The 17,576-nt window shown below is 69.8% G+C and carries 13 protein-coding genes; 11 read left to right on the forward strand and 2 right to left on the reverse strand.

The genetic code is table 11. The annotated features are described in order from the left end of the window. Positions 1–16: 16 nt before the first annotated feature. Genes HZB25_07800 through HZB25_07830 form a run of 7 tightly spaced genes read left to right on the forward strand, consistent with a single transcriptional unit; the run spans position 17 to position 9,021 of the window. A complete protein-coding gene (locus HZB25_07800) occupies positions 17–1,591 on the forward strand; it encodes a PglZ domain-containing protein (protein MBI5837133.1) in 1,575 nt (524 codons plus the stop codon). Positions 1,592–1,598: 7 nt separating this feature from the next. After that, entirely contained in the window at positions 1,599–2,207 is a 609-nt protein-coding gene (gene tsaE / locus HZB25_07805) for a tRNA (adenosine(37)-N6)-threonylcarbamoyltransferase complex ATPase subunit type 1 TsaE (protein MBI5837134.1), read from the forward strand. Then, complete coding sequence (gene tsaB / locus HZB25_07810; protein MBI5837135.1) at positions 2,204–2,941, forward strand: tRNA (adenosine(37)-N6)-threonylcarbamoyltransferase complex dimerization subunit type 1 TsaB; 738 nt, start codon at positions 2,204–2,206, stop codon at positions 2,939–2,941. Before tsaE ends, tsaB begins: the two co-directional genes overlap by 4 nt. 43 nt (positions 2,942–2,984) lie before the next feature. Beyond that, positions 2,985–3,401, forward strand: coding sequence for a ribosomal protein S18-alanine N-acetyltransferase (gene rimI, locus HZB25_07815; protein MBI5837136.1), 417 nt, complete (start codon positions 2,985–2,987; stop codon positions 3,399–3,401). Then, complete coding sequence (locus tag HZB25_07820) at positions 3,398–4,258, forward strand: acetyl-CoA carboxylase carboxyltransferase subunit beta (GenBank protein ID MBI5837137.1); 861 nt, start codon at positions 3,398–3,400, stop codon at positions 4,256–4,258. Before rimI ends, HZB25_07820 begins: the two co-directional genes overlap by 4 nt. Beyond that, entirely contained in the window at positions 4,251–5,510 is a 1,260-nt protein-coding gene (locus tag HZB25_07825) for a bifunctional folylpolyglutamate synthase/dihydrofolate synthase (GenBank protein MBI5837138.1), read from the forward strand. Before HZB25_07820 ends, HZB25_07825 begins: the two co-directional genes overlap by 8 nt. Next, positions 5,491–9,021, forward strand: a complete 3,531-nt coding sequence (locus tag HZB25_07830; protein MBI5837139.1) for a hypothetical protein — start codon at positions 5,491–5,493, stop codon at positions 9,019–9,021. The genes HZB25_07825 and HZB25_07830 overlap by 20 nt, the downstream gene beginning before the upstream one ends. A 150-nt stretch (positions 9,022–9,171) precedes the next feature. On the opposite strand, the gene HZB25_07835 is transcribed toward HZB25_07830, so the two are convergent. Both HZB25_07835 and HZB25_07840 read right to left on the reverse strand, forming a co-directional pair. Beyond that, a complete protein-coding gene (locus tag HZB25_07835; GenBank protein MBI5837140.1) occupies positions 9,172–11,049 on the reverse strand; it encodes a hypothetical protein in 1,878 nt (625 codons plus the stop codon). Between the two features lie 152 nt (positions 11,050–11,201). Beyond that, positions 11,202–13,223 (reverse strand): carbohydrate binding domain-containing protein, encoded by a 2,022-nt coding sequence (locus tag HZB25_07840; GenBank protein ID MBI5837141.1) that lies wholly within the window; start codon positions 13,221–13,223, stop codon positions 11,202–11,204. A gap of 321 nt (positions 13,224–13,544) precedes the next feature. Between HZB25_07840 and HZB25_07845 the strand changes: the two genes are divergently transcribed. Genes HZB25_07845 through HZB25_07860 form a run of 4 tightly spaced genes read left to right on the forward strand, consistent with a single transcriptional unit; the run spans position 13,545 to position 17,466 of the window. Then, positions 13,545–13,694: a hypothetical protein gene (locus HZB25_07845; GenBank protein ID MBI5837142.1), complete on the forward strand. Its 150-nt coding sequence runs from the start codon at positions 13,545–13,547 to the stop codon at positions 13,692–13,694. A gap of 21 nt (positions 13,695–13,715) precedes the next feature. Beyond that, positions 13,716–14,915 (forward strand): hypothetical protein, encoded by a 1,200-nt coding sequence (locus tag HZB25_07850; protein MBI5837143.1) that lies wholly within the window; start codon positions 13,716–13,718, stop codon positions 14,913–14,915. Between the two features lie 26 nt (positions 14,916–14,941). Then, positions 14,942–16,306, forward strand: a complete 1,365-nt coding sequence (locus tag HZB25_07855; protein ID MBI5837144.1) for a cystathionine beta-synthase — start codon at positions 14,942–14,944, stop codon at positions 16,304–16,306. Continuing rightward, positions 16,306–17,466, forward strand: a complete 1,161-nt coding sequence (locus HZB25_07860; GenBank protein MBI5837145.1) for a PLP-dependent transferase — start codon at positions 16,306–16,308, stop codon at positions 17,464–17,466. The genes HZB25_07855 and HZB25_07860 overlap by 1 nt, the downstream gene beginning before the upstream one ends. The last annotated feature ends 110 nt before the right edge of the window (positions 17,467–17,576 follow it).

Raw genomic sequence — 17,576 nt, forward strand, 5'->3', positions numbered from 1 at the left:
CGGATCGAAAGGCGCCATGGCGGAACTCCGCAGAAGAATCCTCTGGGCCGACGACGAGATCGAGTTTCTCAAGCCCCACATCCTGTTCCTGAAGGACAAGGGATACGACGTCACGCCGGTGTCCAACGGCCGCGACGCCGTGGAGAAGGTGCGCACCGAGGCGTTCGAGGCGGTGCTGCTCGACGAGATGATGCCCGGCATGGGCGGCCTCGAGACCCTGGACCTCCTCAAGCAGATCTCGCCGGGCCTGCCGGTGATCCTGGTCACCAAGAGCGAGGAAGAGCAGCTGATGGAGGACGCCATCGGGCGGCGCATCAGCGGCTATCTCATCAAGCCGGTGAACCCCACGCAGATCCAGCTGGAGCTCAAGCGGGTGCTGGAGGGCGGCAAGCTCGAGGACCGCCGCCTCACGCGCGACTTCGTGGCGGAGCTCACGCGCATCCGCACCACCGAAGTGGGCGGGCTGGACTGGCGCGGATGGATGCAGCTGTACCGGCGCATCGTGGAGTGGGAGCTGGAGCTGGAGTCGCTGCGCGACCGCAGCCTGGCCGACGCGCTGGCCGAGCAGAAGCGCAGCTTCAACCTGGAATTCGGCCGCTACGTGGAGCAGCACTACGGTCGCTGGGTGCGTGACAAGGCCAATCCCGACCGCCCGGTGCTCTCGGTGGACGTGGTGGGCCGCGTGGTGGTCCCGCGGCTGCTGGAGGGCCGCCAGGTGGCGCTGCTGGTGATCGACTGCCTGCGCCTGGACCAGTGGCTGGCGCTGGAGAAGCTGCTGGAGCCGCACTTCGACATCAAGTGCGAGGAGTATTACTCCATTCTGCCCACGGCCACGCCGTACTCGCGCAACGCGCTGTTCAGCGGCCTCACGCCGCTGGAGATGCACCGGCAGTTCCCGGAGCACTGGAGCGAGAGCGAGGGCGACGAGGGCAGCAAGAACCGCCACGAGCGGTTCTTCCTGGAGCAGCACCTGGGACGCCTGGGCGTGCCCGACGCGGGCAACCTCAAGTACTTCAAGGTGTACACCGCCGAGGAGGGCATGAGCGTGCGCCGCCAGGTGGGCGGGATGCGGAAGCTCCCCCTGGTGGCGATGGTCTACAACTTCGTGGATACCTTCTCACACGGCCGCTCGGAAGTGGAGATCCTCCAGGAGTTCGTGCCCGACGAGGCCGCCTTCCGCGCCCACGTGGCCACCTGGTTCAACCACTCCTCGCTGTTCGACACGCTGCGGCAGCTGGCGGTGCAGGACGTGACCGTGGTGGTGACCACCGACCATGGTTCCATCCTGGCCAAGCGCTCGGCGCTGGTGAAGGCCAACCGCGAGACGTCCACCAGCCTGCGCTACAAGTACGGCAACAACCTGGTGTGCGACGACCGCCAGAGTATGCACATCAAGAACCCCGCCGAGTGCATGCTGCCGGACACCGGCCTCAACAAGCACTACCTGATGGCGAAGGAGGATTTCTACTTCGTCTACCGCAACCGGTTCCACGAATACGAGCGGCAGTACCGCGGCAGTTTCCAGCACGGGGGCATCTCCATGGAGGAGATGATCCTGCCGCTGGCGGTGCTGGAGCCGCGAAAGGCGTAGGGGATCGGTGGGCCTCAAGGAGGCGCCGCGCGCGTCGCGCCGCGAGTTCCTGCCCGATGCCGCCGCCACCGAGCGCCTGGGGGAGCGGCTGGCGGGGCTGCTGGAGCCGCGCGACGTCGTGGTGCTGACCGGCCCGCTGGGCGCGGGCAAGACCACGCTGGTGCGCGGTCTCGCACGCGGCCTGGGCAGCGCCTCCCATGTGCGCAGCGCCTCCTTCGCATGGGTGCAGGAATACCGCGCCCGGATCCCGCTGGTGCACCTGGACCTCTACCGCCTGCGCCACCCCGAAGATCTGGATGGCATCGGCTGGGACGAGTACCGCGAGCGCGACGCCGTGCTGGTGGTCGAATGGGGCGAGCGGGCCGGGGCGGCGCTGCCGGACGCGCGCTGGGAAGTGACGCTGGAGACGGAAGGCGACGGCCGGGTGGCGCGCATGGAAGCCCGTGGCGAAGGCCCGGTGCGGCGCGCGGCGGGCTGGGCGGCGGACGCGGCGGGCACGGCCGGCACGGCGGGCACGGCGGACGCGGCGGGCACGGCGGACGCGGGGGACGCGGCAGGCACGGCGGACGCGGCGGGCACGGCCGGCGCAGCGGACCCGGCCGGGAGCGGCGCATGATGCGCCTCGCGCTCGAGACCGCCTCCCACTGGATCGGCGTGGCGCTGCTGGACGGGGAGCGCGTGCTGGCGGAGTTCCACGAACAGCGCCCCACGGGCCAGTCCGGGGCGCTCACCCCGGCGGTGCGCCTGGTGCTGGAGCGAGCGGGTGTGACGCTTGCCGAAGTGCGCGGGCTGGCGGTCTGCGAAGGGCCCGGGTCGTTCACCGGCCTTCGTGTGGGGGCGGCGTTCGGCCGGGCGCTGGCCGACGCCCGGGGCATTCCCATCGTGCCGGTGCCGGCCACGCTGGCCCTGGCGCTGGGCGCGGCGGTGGAGGTGGCGTCGCCCGCGCGGGTGGTGATGGCCGCCGCGGGAGATGTGGCGTTCTCGCAGGCGCTGGCGGCGGCCTCCGGCAGGGTTGTGGAGGTGGTGGCCTCCACCGGGTTGGAGCCCGCCTCGATGAGCGCTGCTGCGGCTGGCCGGGGGCTTCCCGTGCCCGTCGCCGCCGCGCCCCTGGAGCGCATCTGCTACGCCGAACTGGTCTCGGCCCCGGCCGCCGCCGGCGAGGTCTGGGTGTGCGACCCGGTGGCTGCCGGGAAGCTGGTCGGGGCCGCCGCGCGCCTGGTGGTGCTGGAACCGCGGGCGGCCTGGGTGGGCGTCTACGCTGAGCGCGCGGGCCGGGCGGCCCCCGCGCGGGAGTTCCTGCCGGTCTATGGCCATCGACCCGCGTTCCGGAAGCGCGTCCGGCCCACTTGAAATCGGGCCCCTGAGGCCGGAAGATGTCCCGGAGGTCGCCGCCGTGGAGCGGCGGATCTTCGTGGACCCGTGGCCGGAGTCGGCGTTCCGCAACGAGCTTGCCGATCCGCTGCTCTCGTGGGTGCGCGTGGCGCGCCGGGACGGGCTGCTGGCCGGGTACCTGGTGGCGTGGCGGGTGAGTGTCGAGGTGCACCTGACGAACGTGGGCGTGGTGCCCGAGTTCCGCCGCCAGGGGGTGGCGCAGGCGCTGCTGGACGATCTGCTGGCCGAGGCGGACCGGATGCGGGCCGAGATGATCACGCTGGAAGTGCGCGCCTCCAACCTGGCGGCCATCGCGCTGTACGAGCGCAACGGCTTCCGCCGCATGGGCGTGCGCAGGCGATACTACACGGTGGGCCGCGAGGACGCGCTGGTGATGACGCTGGACCTGGCGGCGAGGCACACGGAAGGGGACGCATGACCTGGCTGGAGAAGACGCGCGAGAAACTCAAGGGCGTGCCCAAGCGCGACCTGCCCGGCGGACTGTGGGTGAAGTGCGACGGGTGCAGCGAAATCCTGTACAAGAAGGAGCTCGAGAAGACGCTGTGGACGTGCCCGTCCTGCAACCACCACTTCCGCGTCCCGGCGATGACGTTCGTGAAGATGCTCAGCGACGAGTTCGCCGAGGTGGACCGGGAGGTCATCTCCGCCGACCCGCTGAACTTCCGCGGCAGCGCCAAGACCTACAAGGACCAGGTGCGGCAGGCGCGCGCCAAGACCGGCCTGAACGAGGCGCTGCTCACCGGCGAGGCGAAGCTGGAAGGACAGCCCTACTGGCTGGGGGTGATGGACTTCGGCTTCATGGGCGGCAGCATGGGCTCGGCCGTGGGCGAGAAGTTCGCGCGCCTGGGGGAGAGGGCGCTCACGACGCGCCGGCCGCTCATCGTGTCCTCGCAGTCGGGAGGCGCGCGGATGCAGGAGGGCGTGCTGTCGCTGATGCAGCTGGCGCGCGCCTGCGTTCGGCTCGCGGAGCTGGAGGAGGCGGGCGTGCCGTTCATCTCCATCATGACGCACCCCACCACCGGGGGCACCACCGCCAGCTTCGCGTCGCTGGGCGACGTGATCCTGGCCGAGCCCCAGGCGCTGATCGGCTTCGCGGGCGCGCGGGTGATCGCGCAGACCATTCGCCAGGAGCTCCCGCCCGGGTTCCAGCGGGCCGAGTTCCTGCTGGAGCACGGCATGGTGGACCGCGTGGTGCACCGCAAGGACCTGCGCGCCACCCTCTCGTTCCTGCTCCGCTTCTACGCCGCGAGGGACCGCGGGAGCCGGGGTGCCTGATCCGCGGCTCGGCCGGCTGTTCCGGCTCGAGCGCCGCGGCTACCTGTGGGGACTGCGTGGCATCCGGGCGCTGCTGACCTGGTGCGGGCGCCCCGAGCGCCGCTACGCCACCGTGCTGGTGGGCGGCACCAACGGCAAGGGCTCCACGGCGGCCGCGCTCGACCGCATCCTCCGGGAGGCGGGCTTCCGCACCGGGCTGTACACGTCCCCCCACCTCGTTGACTTCCGGGAGCGCGTCCGCGTGGACGGCCGATGCATGCCGGCCGAACGGCTGGGGGCGCTGCTGCGCCGCTTCGTGCCCCGCGGCGAACACCACGGGCACTCGTTCTTCGAGGTGGCCACGGCCATGGCGCTGCGCCACTTCGCCGACGCGCGCGTGGAGATCGCGGTGCTGGAGGTGGGCCTGGGCGGGCGGCTGGATTCCACCAACGCGGTCTCGCCGGAAGTGTCGGTGCTCACCGGTGCGAGCCTCGAGCACACCGAGTACCTCGGGGACACTCTCGAGGAGATCGCCTGGGAAAAGGCCGCCATTGCCCGGCGCGCGCGGCCCGTGGTGACCGGGGGCCGCGCGCGCGCCCGCGACCTGCTGGAAGCCGCCGCTGCGGCGCGCGGAGCCCGAGTGGTGCGCGCGCGCCGCGCCGCCCGGCTCTCGGTGCGCTCCATGGGACTCGAGGGGATGGAACTGGAACTGCCCTCGGGCGCGCGTTTGTCGACCCCGCTGATCGGCCGCCACCAGGTGTCGAACCTCGAGTGCGCGGCGGCGGCGGCGCTGCAGCTGCGCGCGCGCGGCTTCGCGGTGGACCCGCTGCACGTGGCGCGCGGTCTGGCCGCGACGCGCTGGCCGGCGAGGTTCGAGTGGCTGGCGCGACGGCGCGTGCTGCTGGATGTGGCGCACAACCCCGAGGCGGCGGCGGCCTTCGCCCGCACCTGGAGGGAAGTGATGCCGCGCCGCGGCGTGGGCGTGCTGGGAATGCTGGCGGACAAGGACGCCCGCGCCGTGGCCCGGGCCCTGCGTCCGTGCGCCCGGCGGCTGGTGGTCACCGCGCCGGACACCGTCCGCGCCATGCCGGCGGAGCGGTTGTCGCGCGCGGTGGGACGCGTTCCCCACTCGGTCGTGCCCGGCGTGGCGGCCGCGGTGCGGGCCGCGCTGCAGGAGCGCCGTCCGGGGGAACCGGTGTTCGTTACCGGCTCGCTGTACACTGTGGGGGAGGCCATGCGGGCCCTGGGTCACCATGTGGCGGACCGGCTGTAGCCGAGGCGCGGGCGCGCCGCGCCTGCTCACGTTCCTGGTTGCGTGCCTCGCGCTGGCCTGCCTTCCCGGGCCGGGCCCCGCGAGGGCCGCCGAGCCCGAGGAGCCCATCCGCATCACCGCGGACCAGGCCGAGGGCGGCAAGGGCTTCACCACGCTGACCGGCCACGTGGTGCTCCGCCAGGGCACGGCCACGCTGACCGGCGAGTCCGGTTTCTACGACCGCGACAACCACCACCAGAATCTCACCGGCGGCGTCCGCTACACCGACGGCCCGCTGCTCATCCGCGCCGCGATGGCGGACAACTACGACCGCGAGCGCACGGTGGTGCTCACCGGCGGCGTGACCGTGAGCGACACGTCCGGCACCATGACCGCCAGCCGCGCTACCTACTACCGCCGCGAGGGACGCCTGGTCCTCGAGGGCAACGTCAGTGCCAAGGACCGCAAGCGGGATGTCACCGCGCAGCAGGTGTTCTACTACAAGGACACCAGGGACATCGTGGCCGACGGCCAGGTGCGGCTGGAGGACCACGACAACGAGGCGGTGCTCACCGCCCCCCGCGTGCTCTACAACCGGGACACCGAGCGCCTGCGCTCCCCCCAGCCCTCCGAGCTGCGCCTCACCGACCAGGGCAAGGTGACGCTCATCACCTGCGACACGCTCTCCTGGGACGGCAAGCTGAAGGTGGCCGACGCCGTCGGACACGTGCGGATCGGCCGCGACAGCCTGGTGGCCGAAGCGGAGCGCGCGCTGCTGTACCGGGACGAGCACCGCGCGGTCCTGGTCGGCGCCCCCCGGGCCTCCGACAAGCACGGCGAGACCACCGGCGACACCCTGGTGATGCACTGGACCGGCAAGGAGATCGACCGCGTCGAGGCCCGTGCGAACGCGCGGGTGCTGTACAAGAGCCGCCCCTCAGGAGGCAAGGAGGAGTCCTCGGAAGCCACCGGCGGCTGGCTCGCGCTGGCGCTCGAGGACCAGAAGGCGAAGAGCCTCACCGTTCGCCACGGGGTGAAGAACGAATTCCGGAGCCGCACGCTCGCCACCGCCGAGGAGGACGTGAACACCGCCGAGGGCGACTCCATGACCGTGTACTTCGTGGACAACGAGGCCCGGCTGGCCACCGTGCACGGCGCGCGCGCGGGGCGCTATCGCTACGAGCCCGGCACGCGCAAGGACAAGTCCGCCGAGGACGTGCGCTACGTGGCCAACCGCATTGACTATGACCTGGACCGCGACCGCGTGTACCTGCGCGACGAGGCGCGCATGGAGTACAAGGACCTGGTGCTGCGCGCCGACTCGGTGGAATACGAGATGCAGCGCTCGGTGCTCACCGCACGCGGCAACCCGCGCCTGAAGGACCCCTCGCAGGAGATCGAGGGCGGGGAGCTGGGCTACGACCTGAAGAACAAGCAGGGCCACGTGTCCGGCGCCCGCACCAGCTACTCCAACGGCATCTTCACCGGGGACGACATCAAGAAGGTGGACGACAACGTCCTGAACGTGAAGGGCGGGGACTACACCACCTGCGAGGACCCCGAGCCGCACTACCGCATCCACAGTTCCGAGATGAAGATCTACCTGCACGACAAGGTGGTGCTGCGCCCGGTGGTGTTCTACATCAAGGACCTGCCGGTCCTGGCGCTCCCCTTCTACGTGTTCCCCATCCGCGAGGGGCGGCATTCCGGCATCCTTTTCCCGCAGTTCGACCTGGGGTTCAGCTCCACGCAGGGCCGGTTCTTCCGCAACGCGGGCTACTACTGGGCCATGAACGAGTACGCCGACCTGGCCGCCTATGGCGACTACTACGAACTGGGCCCGCGCTACACGCTGCACATGGACGGCCGCTACGCGCTGCGCTACCGGCTGAACGGCTCGCTCTACTCCAGCATCAGCAAGGACGTGGGCGCGGGCACGACGCAGTGGCAGCTGCAGGGCACCCACCAGCAGCAGCTGGGCGAGCGGACCGCGCTGTCGGTGTCGGCGGATTTCATCAGCGACGCGCAGTATCTCCAGGACCAGGGGCTGGGACGGGCGCCGGAGCAGCGGGTGAGCCGCAACATGCACTCGCTGCTGGCCTTGAGCCACGCCTGGGCGGGCGGGAGCCTGAACCTGTCCCTGGACCGCAACCAGAACCTGGCCGTGGACCCCGCGGACACGCTGAGCGCGCTGCTGGACGAGGCGCTGCCCTCGCTGCAGGTGTCCTTCGCCGCGTTCCCACTGGGGCGCAAGGCCGATGCCGCCGGCAAGGGCGGAAAGCGCGAGGCGCTGTCCACCGTGTACCTGGGCTACAGCGCCCGGCTGGCGCGCCAGGTCCACGAGACGCGGTTGCGCCGCAGCGACCGCTCCGCCTTCGGCGGCTCGCTGGGCCTCTCGGACAACCGGCGCCTGCTGGGCTGGCTCAACGTGAGCCCGCAGGTCAGCATGGACCACGCCCTGGTGGACGAGGATGCGCTGGGCAACAAGCTGGCGATGGGCGCGGTGTGGCGCGCCTCGTTCAGCGTGGGCACCACGCTCTACGGCGCATTCCAGCCCCACTGGGGGCCGTTCGAGGGCGTGCGCCACGTGCTCTCGCCGCGCGTCAGCTACACCTACCAGCCGGAGTTCAAGCACCTCACCTACGTGGACAGCACCGGGCGCACCCTGTCGCGCTTCCCCAGCATCGCCGGCATCGGGCTCTCGGGGGTGCGCCAGAGCCGCCTCAACATCGGGGTGAGCAACACGTTCCAGCTGAAGCTGAAGTCGGGCGGGGAGATCAAGCGGCTGGACAACTTCGCGAACCTGGATCTCAACACCGGCTACAACTTCCTGGCGAAGGAGCAGACGCCGGTGGGGCAGCCGGTGCGGCCGTGGGACGTGGTGAGCGCCTCGCTGCGCATCTACCCGGGCGGGGTGGGGGGGCTGGACTTCAACGCCACCTACGACCCTTATCGCACCACCGGGCGGACGCTGCAGGCGCTGAGCTTCAGCACCAGCTTCACGCGCAGCGGCAGGGCCTCGTTCGAGACCACCGAGGCGGCGGACTCGGCGCGCGCTGGCGCCGGCCTGCCGCAGATCGGCGTGCAGCGGGGCGAGAGTGGGACGGGCGCGCCCGCGTCACCCCGGGCGACGCCGGGGCGGCCGGCCGGCGGGGCGGGCGCATGGAGCCTGTCGCTGTCGTTCTCCTACGGCGGAAGCTCGTACCGGGCCTACGACGGCACCTCGGTGTGGAGCCAGACGCAGCGGCTCAATTCGCGCGCCAGCTACGAGTTGAGCCCCAACTGGCACGCGGAGTACGCCAACCAGTACGACCTCACCAAGGGCCTGGCGGTGTACCAGGAGTTCACCGTGCGGCGCGACCTGCACTGCTGGGAGGCGCGCTTCAGCCGCCGCATCCAGCCCGGCATCTCGGAGTACTACCTGCGGATCGGGGTGAAGAACCGGCCGGAGATCGGATACTCGACCGGCAGCAGCGGGTTGGGCGGCCTGTTGGGTTCGGGCAGCCCGTTCGGGAACCTGTTCGGGCAGTAACGGTGGCCAGGAAGCCAGGCCGGCCTCCCGCGTGCAGTTCCCGCGCGGGAGGCCGGCCGTTCATGTGCCGTCGTTGCGGGGAGCGTTCCGATTTCGCGTCGCGTGGGCCATTGCCGAATTGCACGAGCGGTCCCCGGGTCGCGCGCGCCGTCAGTATTTTGCGCGCACCGGCCGGGGCGCTGCGGGCGGCCCGCTGAGGCGGAGGTCCGAGACCGCCCCGGGCGGCGTCAGGTCCGGCGAGGTGGGGTTGGTGAGGATGGCCGCGCTGTTGCCGGGCACCACCAGCTGCGACACGGTGCTGCCGTCGTTGGTGGCCGGGTCCTGCGTGCCGGACAGTCGCTGGTAAGGTCTCTCGAGGCTCACGGTGACGTTGTTGCCGGTGCTGTTCACCAGCACCGTGCCATTCTGGAAGTCCCTGCGATACACGCTGGATGCCCCCTGCTGCAGGTGCATGTCGTCCACCCACGCGTCCACCGCCAGCTGCCCGAACTGCACCTGCACGTTGACCGGCACCGTGCCGATGCTGTTGTTGAAGGCCACCTGGTACTGCTTCCAGGAGGTCCCGATCCGCACCGGCGTGTAGCACAGGATGGTCAGCGGGCTCTCGGTGCGCTGCACGTGCACCCACATGTCCCGCTCCGCCGCCGCCCTGGCCCAGAACGTGACCGCCCACGTGCCGTAGGGCAGGCTGACGGTCTGTTGCTGGTGCACCATGCTGGTGTAGGGCGTGGCGACGGGAATCACCGCGTGCGCGGACACCGCGCCCTCGACTTTCGTGGAGGGGTCGATGAGCCACGTGCCCCCGTAGTTGTAGGCGTGCCAGTTGGTGAAGCCGGATTCGAAACCGGTGTTGGTGAGGAGGTCCGGCGTGCCCAGGGTGCCCACCTGCTGATAGTAGCCAGCCAGCGGCTGGCCCAGGTAGCCGCGGCCCCGGCCGCCGGCGTCATACTCGTCGCACCAGATCCCGCTCACCAGCACGGTGTCCACCTGCGGGTCGAACATGAAGTAACCGTCGCCCAGCAGCGCGCTGCCCAGGCCGTACCGCATGAACCTGAGGTTGGAGGCGTCGTAGATGGACGGGGGCGGGGCGGAGGTGCTGTACACGAAGTTGTAGTGCGGCGAAAGAAACTTCTGCTCGTTCACCAGGTAGCCGCCCGAGGGGGACAGCATGTTGCTGGTCCAGGTGCCCAGGCGCGGGAAGTCCTCGCGCATCCAGCCGTTCATGGTGGTCCACTTCGATCCGTAGGCGCAGTTGCCCACCATGGGCATGGCCGGCCCGATGAGGCGGCGGATCTTCGCGGCCAGCGAGTCGGTGGCGGGGCGCCACAGCGCCTCGAAGCTGGCCTGATCGTCGGCCACCCCGTTGCGGTCCAGATCGAAGGCCTGGCCGTTGAGCCCGTTCTTCCACCAGTTGGACTCGCAGAAGTCGTCCAGGAACAGGCCGTCCCACAGCCCCGACGCCAGCACGCGGTCGGCGACGAGGCGGGCCAGGCTGTCCTGCGCCTCGGGGTTGGTGATGTCGGTGGTGTTGCCGAAGTACGTGAACGGCGCCCCGGTGGTGTTGTGCACCCACCAGTCGCGGGACTGGAGCATGCGCCAGGTGTCCCCGTAGATGTTGCCCACCGGGTAGAGCGTGCCGTCCCACATGAAGTCGGAGGGGAAGTAGGCCAGCAGGATGATCCTGGGATTGAGCGCCCGCAGCTGCTGCAGCCGCGCCCCCAGGTACTCGGTGGCCGGGCTGGCGGGGATCACCGCCACGTTGAAGCGCGCCAGCTTCTCCACCATGGCGTCGGAGTCCAGCTGATGTCCGTCACTGGAGAGCCGCATGTAGGCCGCGACGTGGGGGAAGTCCTGCAGGAAGTTCACATCGCCCACCGGCTGGAGGCTGCCGTCCGCAACGAAGCCCTGGGCCGGCGCGACGCGCGGTGCGAGGGCCGCCCCGACGAGCGCCACCATGATGGCGAAGACCAGGGCAGACCGGTGATTCCAAATGCGCGGCCGACGGCGCAATGATGTCGAAGCGTGCATGCATACCCTCCGCCGGGTTTATCGGCACGGGCGGGCCCGGGAATTAGGGGAAGGTGCCGGGGGGGGTGGGCACCGTGACCCAGGGAGATGGTCCGGCGGGCGGCAGCGCCCGGTTCGCGTGCGCCGGCGCCAGCCGGGCGCGGCGGCGCGGCCTACGGAAGCAGGGCGATCCGTGTCGTGCGAACGGTCGTCGCCGCCTGGGAGCGGGCCACGGCCCGCACGAAGTACAGGCCCGCGGCGCACCGCGCGCCGCCCGCGCCGCGGCCGTCCCAGTTGAGGGTGCGCGTGCCCGCGGGGAGGCTTCCGCGGTGCGGCTGCGCCACGGCGCGCCCGGCGAGATCGTAGACCGTGACCTCGACGTCGGCGGCGGAGGTCAGCCGGAGTTCGAATTCCAGCGGGCCGCGCGCCGGGTTGCGCAGCGCCGCGAGCGCGAGGGTCGAGGGCGGGGTGTCCCCCGGGGCGGGGACCCCCATGGGGTACACCGGTGCCGCGGTCACCAGGATCATGCCGCTGTAGCCACCGATCACGGCCTCGGTCAGCGGCTGGCCATTGTTGGTCATGGGGTCCTGGTCTCCGAACAGGCGGTAGTAGGTCCGGCCCAGGGGCAGCGTGACACTGGGGCTGCTGGAGTTCACCAGCACCGTTCCGTTGTGAAAGTCCCGCCGGTACACGCTGGACGTGCCGCGCTGTAATCGCACGTCGTCCGCCCACACGTCCACCGCCTGCTGCCCGAACTGCAATTGGATATTTGCCTGGACCGACCCGGCGGTGTTGTTGAACGCGACTTGGTATTGCTGCCACGCCGTTCCCAGGGTCACCGGCGTGTAGCAGAGGATGGTGTAGGGGCTGGCGACGCGCTGGACATGCACCCACATGGTCCGCGGCGCGGCGGCCTTCGCCCAGAACGTGGCCGACCAGGTGCCATTCGAGGTCAGCGTCACCGTTTGCTGCAGGTGCACCTGGCTGCCGCCGGCAGTGGCCGACGGGATCAGCCCGTGCGCGGAAACGAGGCCCTCGGTGTGCGTGGAGGCGTCCGTCACCCAGGTGCCCCCCAGGTTGTAGGCATGCCAGCCGGTGAACCCGGACTCGAAGCCGGTGTTGGTCAGCACGTTGGCCGTGGAGAGGATCCCGATCTGCTGATACAGGCTCCCCAGCGGCTGCCCCAGGTATCCCGCGCCGCGCCCGCCGCCGTCGTACTCGTCGTACCAGAAGTCGCTCACCAGCAGCGTGTCCACCCGCGGGTCGAACATGAAGTACCCGTTGCCGAGCAGCGTGCTGGCCAGGCAGTAGCGCATGAAGGCGATGTTCGTCGGGTCGTACTGGGCCGGCGGGGGGGCGGAGGTGCTGTAGATGAAGTTGAAGCGGGGCGCCAGGTACTTCTGCTCGTTCACCAGGTATCCGCCGGAGGTGGAGAACATGTTGGCGGTCCAGGAGCCCGCGCGGGGGAAGTCCTCGCGCATCCAGCCGTTCATGGTGGTCCACTTGGAGCTGTAGGCGCAGTTGCCGACGAACGTGGTCTGCCACCCGATCCGCCGTCGCACCTTCGCCGCCAGCGAGTCGGTGGCCGTCTTCCAGATGGGGTCGAACACCGCCTGCGCATCCGGCTGGCCGTCACGGTTCAGGTCTATGCTCTGGCCGGCGTACGCCTGCTTCCACCATATGGACTCGCAGAAATCGTCCAGGAACAGGCCGTCCCACAGCCCGCTCGACATCACCCGCTGCTGGAAGAACGCGGCGAGGCTGTCCTGGACCACCGGGTTGGTGAGGTCGAAGGTGTGCCCGAAAAAGCTGAACGGGGTCCCGGAAGTGTTGTGCAGCCACCAGTCGTGCGACTGGAACATGCGCCAGCAGTCGCCGTAGATGTTCCCCACCGGGTACAGCGAGCCGTCCCACATGAAGTCGGCGGGAAAGTAGGCCAGCAGGACGATCTTCGGGTTGAGCGTCCGCAGCTGCCGCAGCCGCCCGGCCAGCCGCTCGGTGGCCGGGCTGGACGGGATCACCGCCAGGTTGAAGCGGGCCAGCTTCGCGACCATGGCGTCGGAGTCCAGCTGGTGGCCGTCGCTGGAGAGGGTCATGTACGCGGCGACGTGCGGAAAGTCCGGAGTGGTGGAGGTGTCCACCAGGATCGGCGGGCCGATCGGCCCGGGCGCGTCCGCGGCTGCGGGACGCGCCATGGGGAGGAGGGCCGCGCAGGCCGCCAGGGCAAACGCAGACAGGACACGTCGGATCGTGCCGGGCGCTGCAGGCATGAGTACGCTCTCGCTGCGGGGCGGCGGTTGAGTTGCTCGTGGGAGGCGTTGTCCGGTCCTGGGCCAGTGGGGGGCCGGGAGCTGTCCATCGCGCGGAGGGACTCCGCGCATGTGAAGAGGAACACGCGCGCAAGGGCGAGTCAAGGAGCATTACCCTGAGACCCCGCGCTCAGCGCCGTTGACACCCCTCCGCACCCGCCCTAGACTTTTCCCGTACCTGCCGCCAAGGAGATACCGCCGATGCGTTTGCGCCTTTCGTTGCAGATTATTCTGGGAGTCCTCGTGGTCCTGCTGGCCAGCGTGACCGGCAAGGCTGGCGACACGCCCACTGCGCCCAACAAGCTCGGGATCGTCATCACCACGGACTGCTGGTCCGAGCTCAAGGCCTGTGGCTGACACTCCGGCCAAAAGGGCGGGGTGGCCCGGCGGGCCTCCTTTATCGATTCGACCACGGCACTGACCAGCAACCTCCTGCTCCTCGACGGGGGCAACCTCTTCGAGACCAACGAGGCGTTCCAGCTCGAGCGCGGCTTGTTCCTGATGCGCATGATGGCGCGAATGGGCTACCACGCCATCGGCGTGGGAGAGAAGGACCTGGCCTACGGCGTCCAGATGTACAAGGACAGCGCGCTGGCGCTGGGCCTGCTTCCGGTCTCGGCCAACCTGGTGGACCGCGGCACGCACAAGCTGCTCTTCCAGCCGTACAGCATCGAGACGGTGTCGGGCATCAAGGTGGGCGTGTTCAGCGTGCTGTCGCCGCAGAACGGGTACACCCCTTCGCCCATCTCCGGTAAGAAGGACTCGCTGGAGTACCTGGACGTGGAGCCGACGGTGCGCCGGATGGTCAATGAGCTGCGGCCGAAGGTGCAGGTGCTGGTGGGCATGCTGAACGTGGGCAACCGTGAGGCGGACGCGCTGGCCGCCAAGATCCCCGGCCTGGACGTGGTGATCGTGGGCGGGCAGGGGCCGCAGGTCATCTCGCGCGGGGCCACCGCCGGCACGGCCACCGTGGTGTCGGCGGGCATCCGCGGGCAGCACGCGGCGCGCGCGCTGGTGACGCTCGAGGCGGGCAAGGTGACGGCGGTCACCTCGGAGAGCACGCCGCTGGACGCGCGCTACCCCGAGCAGGACGTCTACGCCAACCTGGTCAAGTCATTCGAGGACAGCCTCAACGCCCGGGTGGCCAAGCGCCAGCGCGAAATTGACATGGTGGAGGCGCGCAAGCGCGGGGTGGACCATTATCTCGGGCGCGAGGCCTGCGTGGACTGCCACAAGGCCGCCTACGACAAGTGGATCGGCTCCCCTCACGCGCGGGCCTTCGACACCCTGGTCAAGCGCCGCAAGGAGATCGTGGCCGACTGCGTCCCCTGCCACGTCACGGGCTACCGCGAGAACGGCGGCTACTTCAGCTCGCAGAACCCGGGTATCGAGATCAACGGCCAGATGCGGCGGATGGAAGGGGTGCAGTGCGAGGCCTGCCACGGCATGGGCACCGAGCACAACACCGGCGACCCCGCCTTCGTGAACGGCGCCCGGGCTTCGTGCACGCGCTGCCACAACGCGGACCAGTCCCCGAAGTTCAATTACGCGAAGTACTGGGCCCGGATCGCGCACTAGCGGGAGGAGCATTGGACCTGTCCAAAGTGAAGTTTGCCCCGGATGTCCTGGGCTGCGTGGGGAACACGCCGCTGATCCGCCTGAACCGCGTGACCCGCGGGTGCGCGGCCACCGTCCTGGGCAAGCTGGAATCCACCAATCCCGGCGGCAGCGTGAAGGACCGCATCGGGCTGGCCATGGTGGAGGACGCCGAGAGGCAGGGCCTGCTCAAGCCCGGCGGGATGATCGTGGAGTGCACCTCGGGCAACACCGGGGTGGGCCTGGCCATCGTGGCGGCGGTGAAGGGCTACCGGGCGGTGTTCGTGATGCCCGACAAGGTGAGCGAAGAGAAGCGCCAGTTGCTGCGCGCCTACGGCGCCCAGGTGGTGATCTGCCCCACCGCGGTCCCGCCCGATTCCCCCGAGAGCTACTACGAGGTGGCCAAGCGCATTCACCGCGAAACCCCCGGAGCCTGCCTCACCAACCAGTACCACAACATGGCCAACCCGGAGGCGCACTACCGCAGCACCGGTCCCGAGATCTGGGAGCAGACCGGCGGGCAGGTGACGCACCTCGTGGGGGGCATGGGCACCGGCGGCACCATCAGCGGCACGGCGCGCTACCTCAAGGAGAAGAACCCCCGCGTGAAGGTGGTCGGCGCGGACCCCGAGGGCTCCATCCTGTGCGAGTACTTCTACAAGAAGACCATGGGGGAGGCGCGGCCCTACAAGGTGGAAGGCATCGGCGAGGACTTCCTGCCCGGCGCGCTCGACTTCAACATGCTCGACGACATCCTGACCGTCTCCGACCGTGAATCGCTCAACATGGCGCGCCGGGTGTCCCGCGAGGAGGGGATCCTGGTGGGCGGCTCCTGCGGCACCGCCGTGGTCGCCGCGCTCAGGATCGCGGCGAAGGGCACCAAGGACGACCTGATCGTGGTCATCCTGCCCGACACCGGCGAGCGCTACCTCAGCAAGGTGCACTCCGACGACTGGATGCGCGAGAACCGCATGCTGGACCCCGACACGGTGCTGGTGGACCAGGTGATCCGCGGCAAGCGACTTTCAGTGCCGCAGCTGGTCACGGTTCAGAGCGGCCACCCGCTGAGCGAGGCGCTGCACCTGATCCAGCAGTACGACATTTCGCTGGTGCCGGTGATGAAGAACGGCCAGGTGGTGGGCACCTTGAACGACGCCGACGTGCTGGGCGCGGCCCTGGAGGATCTGGAATCCCTGCACCGGCCGGTGGACAGCGTCATGACCGACCCGCTGCCGCGGATCGCGCGCGACGCCAGCCTGACCGAGGCCAAACGCATGCTCGCGCGCCGCACCCCGGCGCTCCTGGTGACCGACCAGTCCGACGTGGTCGGCATTCTCACGCGGTTCGACATCATCGAATACGAGGCGGCCTGATGGGTTTCTCCACCGACGCGATCCACGCCGGCAACGCGCCCGACCCCCGCACCGGGGCGGTCTCGGTCCCGATCTTCCAGACCTCCACCTACGCCCAGGCCGAGCTGGGCAAGTCCAGCGGCTACGAGTATGCCCGCACCGCCAACCCCACCCGGCACGCGCTCGAGGAGAACCTCGCGGTGCTGGAGAAGGGGATCAAGGGGTTCGCGTTCTCCTCCGGCATGTCGGCCATCTCCACCGTGCTGTACCTGCTCAAGGGCGGGGACCACGTGGTGGCCTCGCACAACATGTACGGCGGCACCTACCGGCTGTTCGAGTACATCCTGAAGGGCTACGGGATCCAGTTCACCTACGTGGACACCTCGGATGCCGCCTCGGTGGAGCGGGCCTTCACGCCGGAGACGAAGCTGCTGTTCGTGGAGTCGCCCACCAACCCGCTCATGGTGCTCTCGGACCTCAAGGCGCTGGCCCGGCTGGCGCGGGCCCGCGGCGCCTGGATGGCCGTGGACAATACCTTCATGACCCCCTATTACCAGCGCCCGCTGGAACTTGGAGCGCACCTGGCGGTGCACAGCACCACCAAGTACCTCAACGGCCACAGCGACATGGTCGGCGGGGCGGTGATCACCTCGGAGCCGGAACTGGCCGAGCGCCTGGGCTTCCTCCAGAACGCCGTCGGGGCGGTCCCGGGCCCCATGGACTGTTACCTGGTGCTCCGGGGCATCAAGACCCTGGCCCTCCGGATGGAACGGCACACCGCCAACGCGATGAAGATCGCCACCTTCCTGGACAGGCACCCGGCCGTCCAGAAGGTCTTCTACCCGGGTCTGCCCGGCCATCCGCAGCACGCCCTGGCCCGGACCCAGATGTCCGGCTTCGGGGGGATGCTGGCGATCGAGACCGGCTCCCTGGAGGCCGGCCGCCGGCTCCTCAACCAGGTCCGCCTGTTCACCCTGGCCGAGAGCCTGGGAGGGGTGGAAAGCCTGATTTCCCACCCCGCTTCCATGACCCACGCGCTGGTGCCGAAGGCGGAACGGGAGAAGTGGGGCTTCACCGACGGGCTGGTCCGGCTCTCCGTGGGGGTGGAGGACATCGAGGACCTGCTGGCCGACCTGGAGCAGGCGCTCCGGGCGGTGCAGCCCGTGGCCGGCGAGGCCTGATATTCGTGATTTTTTCGGCTAAGTTCTTGACAACATTGGGGATAGGTGGGGAAAAAAGTCCTTGACACCCCAAGGGTCATTGCCTATCCTGCGGCCTTGTTGAGTGGATG

This window comes from Candidatus Eisenbacteria bacterium (assembly GCA_016235265.1).
Lineage (GTDB): Bacteria > Eisenbacteria > RBG-16-71-46 > RBG-16-71-46 > JACRLI01 > JACRLI01.

Coding starts and splice junctions, on each gene's coding strand:
- HZB25_07800 (MBI5837133.1), top strand. CDS start 17: ATGGCGGAACTCCGCAGAAGAATCCTCTGGGCCGACGACGAGATCGAG.
- tsaB (MBI5837135.1), top strand. CDS start 2,204: ATGATGCGCCTCGCGCTCGAGACCGCCTCCCACTGGATCGGCGTGGCG.
- HZB25_07820 (MBI5837137.1), top strand. CDS start 3,398: ATGACCTGGCTGGAGAAGACGCGCGAGAAACTCAAGGGCGTGCCCAAG.
- HZB25_07830 (MBI5837139.1), top strand. CDS start 5,491: ATGTGGCGGACCGGCTGTAGCCGAGGCGCGGGCGCGCCGCGCCTGCTC.
- HZB25_07860 (MBI5837145.1), top strand. CDS start 16,306: ATGGGTTTCTCCACCGACGCGATCCACGCCGGCAACGCGCCCGACCCC.
- HZB25_07835 (MBI5837140.1), bottom strand. CDS start 11,049: ATGCACGCTTCGACATCATTGCGCCGTCGGCCGCGCATTTGGAATCAC.
- HZB25_07840 (MBI5837141.1), bottom strand. CDS start 13,223: ATGGCGCGTCCCGCAGCCGCGGACGCGCCCGGGCCGATCGGCCCGCCG.